13 protein-coding genes are annotated in these 15,229 nt (G+C 73.2%); 7 read left to right on the forward strand and 6 right to left on the reverse strand.

The genetic code is table 11. The features are described from left to right. Positions 1–15: 15 nt before the first annotated feature. From OHS70_RS26090 to OHS70_RS26100, 3 genes are read left to right on the forward strand one after another with little or no spacing between them, the layout of a single operon-like run. Complete coding sequence (locus OHS70_RS26090) at positions 16–1,785, forward strand: nitrite reductase (protein ID WP_328401095.1); 1,770 nt, start codon at positions 16–18, stop codon at positions 1,783–1,785. After that, positions 1,782–2,423 carry a precorrin-8X methylmutase gene (locus tag OHS70_RS26095; protein WP_328401097.1) on the forward strand — a complete coding sequence of 214 codons (642 nt, stop codon included), beginning with the start codon at positions 1,782–1,784 and terminating at the stop codon, positions 2,421–2,423. Before OHS70_RS26090 ends, OHS70_RS26095 begins: the two co-directional genes overlap by 4 nt. Continuing rightward, positions 2,423–3,922 carry a precorrin-2 C(20)-methyltransferase gene (locus OHS70_RS26100; protein WP_328401099.1) on the forward strand — a complete coding sequence of 500 codons (1,500 nt, stop codon included), beginning with the start codon at positions 2,423–2,425 and terminating at the stop codon, positions 3,920–3,922. Before OHS70_RS26095 ends, OHS70_RS26100 begins: the two co-directional genes overlap by 1 nt. On the opposite strand, the gene OHS70_RS26105 is transcribed toward OHS70_RS26100, so the two are convergent. Next, the gene (locus OHS70_RS26105; RefSeq protein WP_328401101.1) at positions 3,910–4,647 is read right to left on the reverse strand and encodes a cobalt-precorrin-6A reductase; all 738 of its coding nucleotides are present in this window, start codon (positions 4,645–4,647) and stop codon (positions 3,910–3,912) included. The two genes, OHS70_RS26100 and OHS70_RS26105, sit on opposite strands and share 13 nt — an antisense overlap. Before the next feature lie 24 nt (positions 4,648–4,671). On the opposite strand from OHS70_RS26105, the gene OHS70_RS26110 reads away from it, so the two are divergent. Continuing rightward, complete coding sequence (locus OHS70_RS26110; protein ID WP_328401103.1) at positions 4,672–5,820, forward strand: cobalt-precorrin-5B (C(1))-methyltransferase; 1,149 nt, start codon at positions 4,672–4,674, stop codon at positions 5,818–5,820. Positions 5,821–6,320: 500 nt separating this feature from the next. Further along, positions 6,321–7,952 (forward strand): alpha/beta hydrolase, encoded by a 1,632-nt coding sequence (locus OHS70_RS26115; protein WP_328401105.1) that lies wholly within the window; start codon positions 6,321–6,323, stop codon positions 7,950–7,952. Positions 7,953–8,125: 173 nt separating this feature from the next. On the opposite strand, the gene cobM is transcribed toward OHS70_RS26115, so the two are convergent. Next, positions 8,126–8,875 (reverse strand): precorrin-4 C(11)-methyltransferase, encoded by a 750-nt coding sequence (cobM, locus tag OHS70_RS26120; RefSeq protein ID WP_328401107.1) that lies wholly within the window; start codon positions 8,873–8,875, stop codon positions 8,126–8,128. Next, complete coding sequence (cbiE, locus tag OHS70_RS26125) at positions 8,872–10,110, reverse strand: precorrin-6y C5,15-methyltransferase (decarboxylating) subunit CbiE (RefSeq protein WP_443062660.1); 1,239 nt, start codon at positions 10,108–10,110, stop codon at positions 8,872–8,874. Before cbiE ends, cobM begins: the two co-directional genes overlap by 4 nt. Before the next feature lie 251 nt (positions 10,111–10,361). Between cbiE and OHS70_RS26130 the strand changes: the two genes are divergently transcribed. Together OHS70_RS26130 and OHS70_RS26135 are read left to right on the forward strand one after the other, a co-directional pair. Beyond that, entirely contained in the window at positions 10,362–11,564 is a 1,203-nt protein-coding gene (locus OHS70_RS26130) for a low temperature requirement protein A (RefSeq protein ID WP_328401109.1), read from the forward strand. Positions 11,565–11,692: 128 nt separating this feature from the next. After that, the gene (locus tag OHS70_RS26135) at positions 11,693–11,950 is read left to right on the forward strand and encodes a DUF2277 domain-containing protein (RefSeq protein ID WP_328401111.1); all 258 of its coding nucleotides are present in this window, start codon (positions 11,693–11,695) and stop codon (positions 11,948–11,950) included. Here OHS70_RS26135 and OHS70_RS26140 read toward each other — a convergent pair. From OHS70_RS26140 to OHS70_RS26150, 3 genes are all read right to left on the reverse strand, one after another. Further along, a complete protein-coding gene (locus tag OHS70_RS26140) occupies positions 11,910–12,572 on the reverse strand; it encodes a DedA family protein (RefSeq protein WP_328401113.1) in 663 nt (220 codons plus the stop codon). The genes OHS70_RS26135 and OHS70_RS26140 overlap by 41 nt on opposite strands. Positions 12,573–12,736: 164 nt before the next feature. Next, complete coding sequence (locus tag OHS70_RS26145; RefSeq protein WP_328401115.1) at positions 12,737–13,195, reverse strand: DoxX family protein; 459 nt, start codon at positions 13,193–13,195, stop codon at positions 12,737–12,739. 51 nt (positions 13,196–13,246) lie between these two features. Next, positions 13,247–15,214 carry an FAD/NAD(P)-binding protein gene (locus OHS70_RS26150; RefSeq protein ID WP_328401117.1) on the reverse strand — a complete coding sequence of 656 codons (1,968 nt, stop codon included), beginning with the start codon at positions 15,212–15,214 and terminating at the stop codon, positions 13,247–13,249. Positions 15,215–15,229: the final 15 nt, after the last annotated feature.

Below are 15,229 nucleotides of genomic sequence, written 5' to 3' on the forward strand. Positions count from 1 at the left end.
GGTATGCTCGCCGCCATGCCATCGGCCCCCTCGAACCGCCCGGACCTGGGTGAAACCCCCATACGGGACCGCGGTGATGCCTGCCCCGGCGCCCTGCGTCTGCACACCGCTGACGACGGTGCGCTGGCGCGGGTACGTATTCCCGCGGGCGTGCTGAGCGCGGCGCAGGCGTACACGCTGGCGGACGCGGCCGAGCGGCTCGGTGACGGCGGGCTGGACATCACCTCCCGGGGCAACCTCCAGCTGCGGGGCCTGAACGCCTCCTGCGGGGGCGAGTTGGCGGCGCTGCTGGACGGGGCGGGCCTGCTGCCGGCGCCCCGCCACGAGCGCATCCGCAATGTGGTCGCGTCCCCGCTGTCCGGGCTGGACGAAGCAGGGCATCTCGATGTGCAGCCGCTGGTACGGCAGCTGGACCTGCTGCTGTGCGCGAGCGAGCGGGCGGCACAGCTGTCGGGCCGTTTCCTGTTCGCGCTCGACGACGGCCGCGGGGACCTCACGGGGCTCGGTGCGGATGTGATGTTGCTCGCAGAGCCGGACGGGTCACACGTCCGTGTGACGGCCGGGGAGGCAGGCCTGCGGGTACGGGCGGAGGACGGCGCCCGCGCGCTGCTGCTCGCCGCCGAGGCATTCCTCGACGCCGTGGACGCGAGCGGCACGCGCGCCTGGCGGGTACGGGAACTGCCGCCGGAGCACGTGGTGGAGGCCGCTGACCTGGCCCGGCGGGCGGCGGCAGCGGGGATCGCGGCCCGGCCCGTGACGGGTGGGGGAGCGGACCCGGCCCGCGGCGGTGGAAGCGGTACGACGGCGGGGGCGGGGGCGCAGCACGGCGGCACGACGGACGCCGCGTGCGCGGACGGCGGTGACCGGTCCGAGGCGGTTGCGGACGGCGACAGCCGGTCCGGAGCGTGCGCGGACGGGGACAACCGGTCCGAGACGGGCGCGGGCCGCGGGAACAGGTCCCAAGCGGTTGTGGACGGTGGTGACCCGTCCGGAGCGTGCGCGGTTGGGGACGGGGACAACCGGTCCGAGGCGGGCGCGGACGGCGGTGACCCGTCCCGAGCGGGTGATGTCCCGGTCGCCGCCGGCACGGCGCTCCCGGCCGCGAGGGGCGCAGATCCCGGCGTCGCGGCACCGGTCACCGTCCCTGAAGACAGCGCCGGCCCGAGGGCGCCCCACGTCACCGGCGTCGGCGGAAGGGCCTCCGCCACCGGTCCCGGCGCCCCGGCCGTGCCCGTGCCCGGCCTCGTGCGCCGCGGCCGCGACACCGTCGCGCTCTCCGTCCTCGCCCCCCTCGGGCGGCTCACCGTCGCACAGTGGCGGATGCTCGCCGACACCGCCGACCGGTACGGCACGGGCGAGTTGCGTGTGACACCGTGGCGCGGCGTCGTCGTCCCCGGACTCGTATCCCCGGACGCCGACCGCGAACTACGGGCCCTCGCCGGCGCCGGGCTCGTCACCGGTGCCGACTCCCCGTGGCTCGGCACCGGCGCCTGCACGGGACGGCCGGGCTGTGCCAAGTCCCTCGCCGACGTACGCTCCGACGCCGCCGCCTTCGCCGCCGCCGGGGCGGGCGGGCTGCCCGTGTACTGGTCCGGCTGCGAACGGCGCTGCGGCCACCCCCACGGCGTCTGGGTGGACGCGGTGGCCACCGGCGACGGCTACGACATCTCCGTACGAGGAACCCGGTTGCCCGAGCGGCACACGGTCCCCGTCTCCCGACTCGCCGACGCCCTCGAGGCGGCGCGGCGCATCCCACCCGACGACTCCCACCGACCCACCAAGTGAGCGAGAGCACAGTGTTCGAGTACGAGAAGGACGGCGCGGAGATCTACCGCCGGTCCTTTGCCACCATCCGCGCCGAGGCGGACCTCGCCGGCCTGCCCGCCGAGGTCTCCCAGGTCGCGGTCCGCATGATCCACGCCTGCGGGATGGTCGATCTCGTACGCGACCTCGCCCATTCCCCGGATGTCGTGATCCGGGCCCGCCAGGCGCTGCGGGCCGGTGCGCCGATCCTGTGCGACGCGCAGATGGTCGCCAGCGGCGTCACCCGCAAGCGGCTGCCCGCGGACAACGACGTGATCTGCACCCTTTCCGACCCGTCGGTCCCCGCACTCGCCGCACAGATGGGCACCACCCGCAGCGCCGCCGCCCTCGAACTGTGGCGCGACCGCCTCGAAGGCTCCGTCGTCGCCGTCGGCAATGCGCCCACCGCCCTCTTCCGCCTCCTGGAGATGATCGAGGAGGGCGCACCCCGCCCCGCCGCCGTGATCGGCGTGCCGGTCGGCTTCATCGGCGCCGCCGAATCCAAGGACGCGCTCGCCGCCCACCCCCTGGGGCTCGAGCACCTGGTGGTGCGCGGCCGGCGCGGCGGCAGCGCCATGGCCGCCGCCGCCGTCAACGCGATCGCGAGCGAGGCGGAATAGTGAGCGAGAACCAGACGACCGGCCGGCTGTACGGAGTCGGGCTCGGCCCCGGCGACCCGTCCCTGATGACCCTGCGCGCCGCGCAGATCATCGCCGAGGCCGATGTGATCGCGTACCACTGTGCCCGCCACGGCCGTTCCATCGCCCGCTCCATCGCCGCCCCGCATCTGCGCCCCGACCACATCGAGGAGCGCCTGATGTACCCGATCACGGTGGAGACGACCGACCATCCCGGCGGCTACCGGGGCGCGCTCGACGACTTCTACGAACAGGCCGCGGCCCGTCTCGCCGAACACCTCGACGCCGGGCGCACGGTCGCGGTGCTCGCCGAGGGTGACCCGTTCTTCTACGGCTCCTACCAGCACATGCACAAGCGGCTCGCGCACCGCTATCCGACCGAGGTCGTCCCCGGCGTCACCTCCATCAGCGCCGCGGCCGCCCGGCTCGGTACGCCGCTGTGCGAGGCCGAGGAAGTGCTCACCGTCATTCCGGGCACGCTGCCCGAGGAGGAGCTGACCGCACGGCTCGCCGCGACCGACTCGGCGGTCGTCATGAAACTCGGCCGTACGTTCCCGGCCGTGCGCCGGGCGATGGATGCCTCCGGGCGCCTGGAGGAGGCCCGGTACGTCGAGCGCGCCACGATGAGCGGTGAGCGCACCGGTGAACTCGCCGGCATCGACCCGGAGTCGGTGCCGTACTTCTCCGTCGCCGTGGTGCCCAGCAGGATCGCCAACCCGCGTCCCGTCCCGGACACGGGCGAGGTCGTGGTCGTCGGCACCGGCCCCGCTGGTCCCCTGTGGCTCACGCCCGAGACCCGCCGCGCGCTCGCGGACGCCGACGAACTCGTCGGCTACACGACGTATCTCGACCGTGTCCCGGTCCGGCCCGGCCAGATCCGGCACGGCTCCGACAACAAGGTCGAGTCCGAGCGCGCCGAGTTCGCCCTCGATCTCGCCCGGCGGGGGCGGCGCGTCGCGGTCGTCTCGGGCGGCGACCCGGGCGTCTTCGCGATGGCGACCGCCGTCCTGGAGGTCGCCTCGCAGGAGGAGTACCAAGGCGTGCCGGTACGGGTGCTTCCGGGTGTCACCGCCGCCAACGCCGCGGCCGCCAAGGCAGGTGCGCCGCTCGGCCACGACTACGCGGTGCTCTCGCTCTCCGACCGGCTCAAGCCCTGGGACGTGATCGCCGAACGCCTGCGCGCGGCCGCCTCGGCGGACCTGGTCCTCGCGCTGTACAACCCGGGCTCGCGCAGCCGCACCTGGCAGGTGGGCAAGGCCCGTGAACTGCTCCTCGAGCACCGGGCTCCGGACACGCCGGTGGTGCTGGGGCGCGATGTGGGCGGGCCGGAGGAGAGCGTACGGATCGTGCGGCTCGGCGATCTCGACCCGGCACAGGTCGACATGCGCACGATCCTGCTGATCGGGTCGTCGCAGACCCAGGTGGTCCGGCGCGGCGACGGCGAGGAGATCGTCTGGACCCCGCGCCGCTACCCCGAGTAGCTCTCCAGCCAGGCGGCCGCCTCTTCCGGGGTGGCCACCTGTGGGACCCCGGCCGGTACCGGCGGGCGGCGGACCACGATCACGGGGATGCGGGCCTCGCGCGCGGCCTTCAGCTTCGGAGCGGTCGCGGACCCGCCGCTGTCCTTGGTCACGAGGACGTCGATGCGGTGGCGGCGCAGCAGCTCCCGTTCTCCGTCGAGGGTGAAAGGACCGCGGTCCAGCAGCACCTCCATCCGGGGCGGGCACGGAGCCTCGGGCGCGTCCACCGACCGCAGAAGGAACCACGGTCCGTCGAGGTGGGCGAAGGCCGCGAGGCCCATCCGGCCCGTGGTCAGGAACACCCGGCCGCCCAGCGCCGGGACGGTCCTTGCGGCCTCGGCCAGGGAGGCGACCGGGTGCCAGTCGTCTCCCCGCACCGGAGCCCAGGACGGCCGGCGCAGCGCGAGCAGGGGAACATGGGCTTCGGCGGCGGCTCCGGCCGCGTTGAAACTGATCGTTCCGGCGAAAGGATGGGTGGCGTCGATGACCGCGTCCACCTGGTGCTCCCGCAGCCAGCGGGCCAGGCCCTCGGCACCGCCGAAGCCGCCGACGCGGACCTCGCCCTGGGGCATCCGGGGACTGGCCACCCGGCCTGCGAGCGAACTCGTGACGCGTGTACCGGCGGTGTACAGGATCTCCGCGAGCCGACGTCCCTCGGTCGTCCCGCCAAGAATCAGTACGTGCATCGAGGTCCATCCATGAGTTCGTCCATGAGTCCGGAAACGGGCGGCGGTCGCGACGCCCAACTCAAGCACACGGGGTTGCGGCACGGATGGACGACCGGGGCGTGCGCGACCGCTGCGACCACCGCCGCGTACACCGCGCTGCTCACCGGGGAGTTCCCCGACCCGGTAACCGTCACGCTGCCGAAGGGGCAGACGCCGGCCTTCGCCCTGGCATGCGAGTCCTTGTCCGAGTCCCTGTCCGGCGGCGAGGCCATGGCGGGCATCGTCAAGGATGCGGGCGACGACCCGGACGTCACGCACGGTGCCCTGGTCCGGGCCACGGTCCGGCTGCTCCCGCCGGGCTCGGGCGTCGTCTTCCGGGCCGGACCGGGTGTGGGCACGGTCACCCGGCCCGGGCTGCCGCTGGACGTCGGTGAGCCCGCCATCAATCCCGTTCCGCGCCAGATGATGCGCGATCATGTCGCCCTGGTCGCGGGGCGGCACGGGGGCAGCGGCGACGTCGAGATCACCGTCTCCGTCGACCACGGCGAGGAGATCGCCCGCTCCACATGGAACCCCCGGCTGGGCATCCTGGGCGGGCTCTCCATCCTCGGTACGACGGGGATCGTCGTCCCCTACTCCTGCTCGGCGTGGATCGACTCGATCCGGCGGGGCGTGGACGTGGCCCGCGCGGCCGGGCGCACGCATGTCGCGGGGTGTACGGGGTCGACCTCGGAGCGGACCGTCATGTCCGTGTACGGCCTGCCGGAGGACGCGCTGCTGGACATGGGCGACTTCGCGGGAGCGGTCCTGAAGTACGTGCGGCGCCATCCTGTCGACCGGCTCACGATCTGCGGCGGTTTCGCCAAGCTGTCCAAGCTGGCGGCCGGGCACCTGGACCTGCACTCGGCGCGCTCCCAGGTCGACAAGGCGTTCCTCGCGGATCTGGCGAGGGCGGGCGGCGCGGACGAGGCGCTCGCGGCGGAGGTGTCGACCGCCAATACGGGCCTCGCCGCACTCCAGTTGTGCCGCGCGGCGGGCGTCCCCCTGGGCGACCTGGTGGCGGCCGAGGCCCGCGACCAGGCGCTGGGGGTGCTGCGGGGCGCGCCGGTGACGGTGGACGTGATCTGCATCGACCGGGCCGGCACGGTGGTGGGCCGCTCGTCCCCTCGGCCGGGCGGCGCACTGGAGTGAGGCTTCCCTTGGGCGGGCGGCGGACCGGGCCATGGTCTCGGGCTCGTCCGGGCCGTGAGCGCTGCGCTCTCGGGGTGGCTTCCCCGGGCTTGTCCGGGCCGTGAGCGCTGCGCCCTCGGGGCGGGCCTTGGCGCCCGGGTGCGGACGGGTCCGTGTGTGTGGTGTCGGGCCGCTCCGGGGCTCGTGTCCGGGACTGCTTTCCCGGGACTTGCGTCGCTCAGGACTTACGACGCCTTACGTCCCGGACACGACCCCTGCGCGTCCCCTCCCGGGCCAGGCGCCGGTGGCTGAGGCAACGCCACCCCGAAGGGACACCGCAATTTCCGGGAAACGCCACGCCCCAGAGCGCCGCGCATTCGGCCGCGGTTGGCTGGCGCTCCGTGTCGGGCCGCGGTGGTGTTGATGCGGATGCGTGGCGACGTCCAGGGCATCGGCGGCCTCGGGGGTTCAGCCGCGAAGCCGCCATCGGGCACTCAGCCACGAATGAGGAAGGACGGAGTATGCACATACCCCCCATACCCGGATCCCCGGCGGGCCGCCGGCGTCAGACAGCGGCCCTCGCCGCGGCGGTGATCTGCTCGACGGTGTTCACCGGGCCGGACCTCGCCGTGGCCGGCGGGCCGTCACCTTCGGTGCCCGCCCCGAAGCTGGACTGGAAACCCTGCATCCAGGGCAGTCCGTTCGACTGCGCGACCGCGAAGGTGCCGCTGGACCACCTCAACCCCGGCGGTCGCACCATCGAGCTGGCAGTCATCAAGCGGAAGGCGACCGGCCCCGGACGGCGTATCGGCACCCTGTTCTTCAACCCCGGCGGCCCCGGCGGCCCCGGAACGGTGCAGATGCCACAGAACTACGAGTTCTTCCCGCGCGAGGTGCGGGAGCGGTTCGACATCGTCAGCTGGGACCCCCGCGGGATCGGCAGCAGCACCGCCATGAACTGCTTCGCGAATCGCGAAGAAGCCGACGCCTGGGCCGCGAGCAAGCCGGCAGGCTTCCCGGTGGGCGAACGGGAGCGGACGGCCTATGCCGCCGCGTACAAGGATCTGGCCCGGCGCTGTGAGCAGCGTGACCCCGAACTGCTGCGCCATGTGTCGACCGCCGACACCGCGCGCGACCTCGAGCAGCTCCGCCAGGCGGTGGGCGACGAACAACTCTCGTACTTCGGGATCTCCTACGGCACGTTCCTGGGCGCCACCTACGCCAACCTCTTCCCCGACAAGGTCCGCGCCATGGTTTTCGACAGCAATGTCGACCCGCAGGTCTGGACCCATGCCTCCGGCGACGACTCCCGGCTCCCGACCTTCCTGCGCATGGGCGCGGACCGCGGCGCGGCAGCGGTCCTGGACAAGTTCCTCGCCCACTGCGGGTCCATCACCACCGCCCGATGCGCCTTTTCCGCAGGCAGCCCCAAAGCAACCCGGGAGAAGTTCGACCAGCTGATGCAGCGGCTCCGGAAGCAGCCCGCGGGCGCGTGGACCTACGGCCGTACGGTCGGTGACGTCGTGAACAGCCTCTACCAGGTCCAGGGATGGACGGGCCTCGCCGGCAGGCTTCAGACCCTGTGGCAGGGCCGCGTTCCGGAGCCGGCCGTTTTTCCGCCCGGACCACCGGTCCCGAACCCGAATCCGTACCTGGGCGATGAACAGGCCGGTGCGGTGTTCTGCAGCGACAGCCCCAATCCGCGTGACCCCGCTGCCTACCACGCAGCGGAGGAGGCGAGCGCGCCCCGTGCGGGCGACGCCGGACGCTTCTGGGCCTGGGCCGCCGAGGGATGTGCCGCCTGGCCGGCCGCCGCGATGGCCAACAGGTATCGCGGCCCGTGGAACAAGCCGACGGCGCACCCCATTCTGCTGGTCGGCACCACCTACGACCCCGCCACCCCCTACTCGGGCGCCCAGGCCATGGCCAGAGAACTGGCCAACGCCCGCCTGCTCACCAACAGCGGCTACGGGCACACCGCGCTGGTCAACCCCAGCAGCTGCGTCAACGAGCACGAGAGCCGATACCTCATCGACGGCACCCTCCCCCCGGCCGGAACCACGTGCCAGCAGGACACGCCCCCGTTCTCCGCAACCAAGCCGCGCGGCGGGGTAGGCACCGGCGGCGGCGGAATGGCCGACAGAGTCTCCTGAGTCCGGCTTCCGAGGAAGGCCACACGTCCCGGGCTCGCCACGCCTGAGAGGCGCCCGCCTGCCCCGGGGCGTTGCCGGCACGGTCCGGGCCGCGCCCGGGAAACGCCGGTCCGCCCCGGGGCATCGCCGGCCCTGGCCGGGCCACGCTCAGGAGCGCACCCCGCCCCGAGCTTTCAGCACACGTGGCGGTCGCGCTCCGCCGAGTACAGGTGGCTGTCCCTGAACTGGGACGCCGACAGGGTGCGGCCCACCAGGATCACCGCCGTGCGGACCACTCCCGCCGACTTTACCTGGGACGCGATGTCCTCCAGTGTGCCCCGCAGGATCAGCTCGTCGGGGCGGCTGGCCATCGCCACGACCGCGGCCGGGCAGTCGGCCCCGTAGTGCGGGAGCAGCTCGTCGACCACCCGGTCCACGTACCGTGCCGCCAGGTGCAGTACCAGCAGTGCCCCGCTGCGGCCCAGCGTCGCCAGGTCCTCGCCCTCCGGCATGGGGGTCGCCTGCTGGGCGATGCGGGTCAGGATGACGGTCTGGCCCACGGTCGGGACCGTGAGCTCCCGCTTCAGCGCCGCCGCCGCGGCGGCGAACGCCGGTACGCCGGGGACGACTTCGTACGGAACCCCGGCCGCGTCCAGCCGCCGCATCTGCTCGGCGACCGCGCTGAAGACCGACGGGTCGCCCGAGTGCAGCCGGGCCACGTCGTGGCCCTCCTCGTGCGCGCGGACCAACTCCGCGGTGATCGCGTCGAGATCGAGCTGCGCGGTGTCCACGAGGCGTGCGTCCGGCGGGCATTCGGCCAGCAGCTCGGTCGGCACCAGTGACCCCGCGTACAGGCACACCCCGCACGATGCCAGCGTCCGCGCCCCGCGCACGGTGATCAGGTCGGCGGCGCCGGGGCCCGCCCCGATGAAGTACACGGTCATGGCATCTCTCCAGTCTTGGTGACGGACCATTGGGTGACGGGCATGGCCTGGCGCCAGCCGGTGAACCCGCCCACGGGTACGGCGTGCGCGACGGAGAGCCGCACCAGCTCGCCGCCCGAGGACCGGCGGCGTTCGGCCAGCAGCGCCTCGGACTCCAGCGTCACCGTGTTGGCGACCAGACGCCCGCCCTCGGGCAGCGCGTCCCAGCAGGCGTCCAGCAGGCCGGGCACGGTCAGCCCACCGCCGATGAACACCGCGTCGGGCACGGGCAGTCCGGCCAGCGCCGCGGGTGCGGCGCCGCCGACGACGCGCAGGGCGGGGACGCCGAGCGCTTCGGCGTTGCGGGCGATGCGCCCGGCGCGCACGGCGTCGCGTTCGACCGTGATCGCGCGGCAGGAGCGGTGCGTGCGCATCCATTCGATGGCGATGGAGCCGGAGCCGCCGCCGATGTCCCACAGCAGTTCGCCGGGGGCGGGGGCGAGCGCGGCGAGGGTCGCGGCGCGGACATGGCGCTTGGTGAGCTGGCCGTCGTGCTCGTACGCCTCGTCGGGAAGTCCAGGAGCGGCGGAGAGCCGCAGCGCGCCCTCGGCCAGGCGGCAGTCCACGGCGATGACGTTCAGGGCGTCGCCCGCCGGCTCGTCCCATGTCCCGGCGACGCCCTCGACATGGCGCTCACCTTCCGCGCCGAGCTGTTCGAGCACCCGCATACGGCTGGGCCCGAACCCGCGGTCGCGCAGCAGCGCCGCGACCTCTGCGGGGGTGGCCGCCCCGGCGCTCAGCACCAGGACCCGGCGGCGGTGGTGCAGCGCGGCCGTGAGCTGTGCGGTGGGGCGCCCGACGAGTGTGACGACCTCGGTGTCCTCGACGGGCCAGCCGAGGCGGGCGCAGGCGTACGAGACGGAGGACGGGTGCGGCAGCACCCGCAGCGCGTCCCGGCCCAGCTCCTCGGTGAGCGTGCGGCCGATGCCGTAGAACATCGGGTCCCCGCTGGCCAGTACGGCGATCCGCCGCCCCGCACGGGCGGCGAGCAGACCGGCTACGGCGGGCCGCAGCGGGCTGGGCCAGGCCACCCGCTCACCCGCGCAGTCGGCGGGCAGCAGCTCCAACTGCCGTGTGCCGCCCACGATCACCTCGGCGTCGAGCAGTGCCTCACGCGCGCTCCCCGGGAGACCGGGCCAGCCGTCGGCGCCGATCCCGACGACGATGACGGCTGGTGAGGGCGGTGCGGGGATCACTGACGAAGTACCTCGGGCATCGGGAGAAGATCGAGCCGCACTCTACTGGCCCCATGGCCCGGCGGAGCCCGCGGCCGGGGTGGGGACGCTCACACCGCTCCCGCGGGCCGTGGCCCGTACGCGGGTCCGTGCGTCGCCGCCGCTCGGGCACGGCCGTCCACGACTCTCGCCGACCTCGCACACCGGAAGGGCACGACATGAGATCTTCGACCGGGGGAGCATCACCAACAGGGGTGTGAAGGGGGAGAGTTGTGACGACGGGCAGGGACCGGTCCCGGATGATCGCCACCGACGACAGTCATCGGGTGACTCCGGCCGAGCTGTTCTTCGACCTGGTCTTCGTGTACGCGATCACCCAGGTCACCGCGCTGATGGCGGCCGGCCCGTCGATCCTGAGGCTGGTCGGCGGAATGGTGGTGCTGGCCCTGCTGTGGTGGTGCTGGTGCTGCTTCGCCTGGCTGGGCAATGTGGTCAGGGCCGACACGGGCTCACTGTTCGGTGTCCTGGTCGCCGTGATGGCCGTGGTGCTGATCGTCTCGCTGACGGTGCCGGGGGTGTTCGCGGATGCCGAAGGCGGCCTTCCCGCACCTTTGCTGTTCGTCCTCTGTTACGGCGCGGTCCGGATGCTGCACCTGGTCACCTACTGGCTGGCGAGCCCGGGCGACCGGGCGCTGCACGCGACGCTGCGGCGCACCGCGCTGCTGTCCGTGGCCCCGCCGTTCGTGCTGTTGCTGGTCGGCAGCGCCTTCACGGGCCTCACCCAGGTGCTCATCTGGCTCGGCGCGGTCGCCATCGACTACGGCGGGATCTACATCACCGGTTCCTCGGGCTGGCGGGTCGTCTCGCCGGGGCACTTCGCCGAGCGGCACGGACTCATCGTGATCATTGCGCTGGGTGAGTCGATCGTCGCCATCGGGGTGGGCGTCTCGGGCCTGCCCGTCGACGTACCCGTGATCGTCGCTGCCGCCGCCGGCCTGCTGGTCGTCGCCGGACTGTGGCGGCTGTACTTCCGTCAGGTCGGCGAAGCGGCCGAGCACCGGCTGTCCGCTCTCACCGGCGACGACCGCACCCGGCTGGCTCGCGACGTGTACACGTTCCTGCACCTGCCGCTCGTCGCCGGCGTCGTGCTCTGCGCACTGGGCATGAAAAAGGTCCTGACCCAGGTCGCCGACTCCGGGCACTACAGCCTGTCCGAGCCGCTCCACGGAGTCGTGGCCTGGGCGCTCACCGGAGGGGTGGGCATCTTCCTCCTCGGCTCCGCAGCCATCATCTTGCGCACCACCGGGCGAGTCCCCACTGTCCTGATCGCCGGCGGGCTGGTCTGCCTGGCCGCGGGCGCGGTCGTGGTCCTGATGCCCGCGCTGGTCGCCCTGGTGCTCCTGGGCGCAGCGGTGGCGACCATGCTGATCGTGCACGGCCGGACCACCCGGGCCGTGGAGGCCGGCCCCGCCTGAGGGCACGCGGACCGGGCGCGGACCGGGAACCCGGGCGTGCCCCGAAGGCGTCGGACCCGGGGGACCGGGCTCAGCCCGAGGACGCGGACCGGCCCGCCGCCCGCCCGAGGGCAGGGCACACTGAAGTCATGTGCCGCAGCATCAAGACCCTCCGTCCGCCCGTGCTCCCCGAAGAGGCCACCGAGCAGGACATCAGAGCCGCAGCCCTGCAGTTCGTCCGCAAGGTGTCCGGATTCCGTGCCCCCGCGGCGCACAACCGCGAGGTGTTCGACGAGGCCGTCGACGAGATCGCCGAGGCGACCCGCAAGCTGCTCGAAGGCCTGGAAGTGCGCGGGTCCGGGCCCGCTAAGCGGCCGGATCGGCAGCCTGAGCCGGACGCCGCATGACATACGCCGCCACCGAGCCCGCCCCGAACAGCGCCAGGACCGAGACGGCCACGCCGATCCACGTCGCGCCCAGCCACTGGCCGCCGAAGTAGCCGAGCCCCACGCTGTAGCCCGCCCAGGCCACCCCGGCCAGGGCCGACCACGGCAGGAACTCCTTCACCTTGCGGTGCGAGGCGCCCGCGCCGAGCGAGACGACCGAGCGGCCCGCCGGTGCGAAGCGCGCGATCACCACCAGCGCGCCGCCGCCGCGGCTCAGTGCCACGCCGATTCGTTCCTGCGCCCGGGTCAGCCGTCGTGAGCGTGCGATGGCCCGGTCCAGGCGGTCACCGCCCCGCCAGGCGAGCCGGTAGGCGACGAGATCGCCGAGTACGGACGCGGTCGCCGCGCACAGGACGAGGGCGAGCAGCGAGGGGACCTCTTGCGGTACCTGCTTGGCCGTTCCCGCCACGGCCGCGGCGGCGGCCGCGGTGCCGGCCGTCGACCCGGCGGCTGCCGCGGTGGCGGCAGTGATCACCAGAACTCCGCTGGGCAGCACGGGAACGAAGACGTCGAGAAGGACGGACAGCCCGATCACGGCATAGATCCATGGACTGCCGAGCAGCGACCCCACACTCTCGAACACCTTGACTCCCCGTTTCAGCGACAGTTGCACAGCGTACGCCGGGGGGACACGGTGAGATCGGCAGGGGCGGACGACGTCGCACGTATCGGCCATGTTCGAACGGACGGACGACACGCCCGGCCCCTCCTGGACAGGGGGCCGGGCGTACTGCATGCGGACGCGGATCAGGCAGTGGCCGCGGGCGCCTGGTCCCTGCCGTCCTGCCGCGCCGAGCCCTCGCCGCGCGAGGCGAACAGCTTGTCCAGTGCGAGGGCGCCCGGACCGGTGAACACCAGCAGCAGGAACGCCCAGCAGAACATGACGGGCAGTTCGCCGTCGTTCTGCAGCGGGAACAGCGCCTTCGACTGGTGCTCCGTGAAGTACGCGTACGCCATGGCGCCCGAGGCGAGGAACGCGGCGCTGCGGGTGCCGATTCCGGCCAGTATCAGCACGCCGGCGACGAGCTCGATCACCGCGGCGTACCAGAAGGGCCAGGTGCCGGACGGCACGGAGTCGCGGCCGAGGACGCCGAAGAGCGAGGCGGCGCCCTGGCAGGCGAAGAGCAGCCCGACGACGATCCGGAACAGGCCGAGCACATAAGGCTGGGCCTGGTTGAGACGGGAGGGCAGCGAGGGCGCGGCCATGGGGACTCCTTCGGTTGGGGACGTGCACCGAGGGCGCCAGGTTAGGCAGCCCTAATAGATACTTGCAAGTTCAACATTCGGGTTTTCGCGGATTGCCGTCCGGTCTTCACCGTTCGTGACCGTGCCGAGCACGGCCCGCGCCACCGCGTCGGCGTCCGACAGAGTCACCGAGTCGACACCCGGCCGGGCGCCGGCCGCGGTGACCCAGTGCACCCCCTCGGTCGGCACCCCGAACGCGAACCGCCGTGCGTGCGCCCGCCCCTGCCGGTTGATCAGGCGGTACGGACGGGGGGTGACATCCAGCCCTCCCGTCTCGTAGCCGTCGATGGTGTGCGGCCGGCACTGGCCGGTCTTCAGCAGCCGCCCGAGCAGTTCGTCGGTGGTCCTGCGCAGGCGGGGCTCCGGCAGCCGGGCCTCGATGAGGGTGGTCGCCCTCACCGCCGAGCCCGGCACATCGGGCGACTCGGCGGTGAACACGCCGTCCGCCGTCCCGATCTGCGTACGCGGCCCGACCACTTCCAGCACCCCGGCCTCGATCAGCGCCGTCATCTCCTCGATGCGGCGGCGCGGTGGGCCGATGGAGAGAAAGGCGTTCAACGGCGTGTACCAGCGGTCCAGATGGTCACGGCGCGAGATGCCGGAGAGCCCGCCGTGGTCCACGATCTGCCGCAGCTCGTTGCGCAGATCGCGCAGCACGTCCAGCGCGGCCTTGAGCGGTCCGGCGACATTGCCCAGCGCGGCCTGCGCCACGTCCCGGCGTAGCCTGCCGACCAGCCAGGCCCGGTGGTCGGCGCGGGAGGCGAAGACCTTGTGCGCGGCCGGGCGCGAGATCGCCTCCCACGACCACCGGTCGGTACCGGGGATCCCGTACGCGTCCAGTACGGCGGCCTCCTCCGCGCTGCCGTGCCGCGCGCCGAGGAACCGGGACCGGAAGCCGCGCGCCGCGCCGCCCCTGCCTGCGGCGAGCAGGGCCTCGTAGTGGACCGTCTCCACCTCCTTGGCGACCAGGGGCCAGATCTCCGCCAGGAAGTCCGGCGGATCGCCCGCCTCGGTCCGCCTGCGGAAGGCCGAGATCGCCTCGGGGGTCAGCAGCAGCGGTTCATGACGTCCGGACGCGCCCTTGGCGTTGTCGCCGCGCGCCTGGTAGGGAACACCGCGCCGGGACCCCGCGTACAGCCGCGGCTCGCGCCCCGACGGCCGGTAGACCAGCGTGCCACCGCCGGGCGGCCGGGTGAAGGAGCCGCCCCGGCCGGTCGTCAACAGGGCCATGTGATCGAAGAAGTTGAGCCCGAGGCCGCACAGCAGCACCGCTTCACCGGGCGCGACGGCCGAGAGGTCGAGGTCCGCGGGGTTGGCGGGCGGGAAGTGGCGCAGGCGCGGACGGCGGGCGGCGTAGTCGGCCAGATGGGCGGTGGACTGACCGCATACCACCGGGAGATGCCCCTGGGCGAGGACCACCGCGGCCAGTCCGCCGAGCACCGCCCCGTCGTCCAGGACGAGGGTCTGGCGCGGTGCGGGCTCACCGTGCGGTGCGTCCCGGTCGTCCTCCAGGCGTACGGCGCGGGCCCGGTGGACCAGGACCGCCACGGTGGCGGGGGCGTTGTCCACGGCCGTGCGGAACGCCCACCGCAGATAGCGCCCGTAGCAGGCACGCGTCGGATAGTCGTCGGGCCCGAGCCGCTCGTCGGCGTGGGCCGCGGCCCACTCGTACAGGCTCGGCCCCGGGCGTATCGGTCCCTCGCAGCCGACGCTGTCGTCGGTGAACACGGTGACCTGTGAGGCGACCGTGTTCATCAGCAGTTCGGTGGACTGGTCGGTGCGCCACACCCGGCCGGGACCGGCGGGTGCGGGGTCGACGACATGCACCGTCAGCACAGTGTCGGGGGCCAGTTCGGGAATCGAGGCGCAGAGGCGTTCGAGCACCGAAGTGCCGCGGGGACCCGCACCGACCAGAGCGATGGCTGCGGAGGAATGCGCGCGGGGAGATATGGGAGGAGCTGCGGGGGAAACTGCGGACAAAACACTGACTCCCGG

It is taken from the genome of Streptomyces sp. NBC_00390 (assembly GCF_036057275.1).
Classification (GTDB): domain Bacteria; phylum Actinomycetota; class Actinomycetes; order Streptomycetales; family Streptomycetaceae; genus Streptomyces.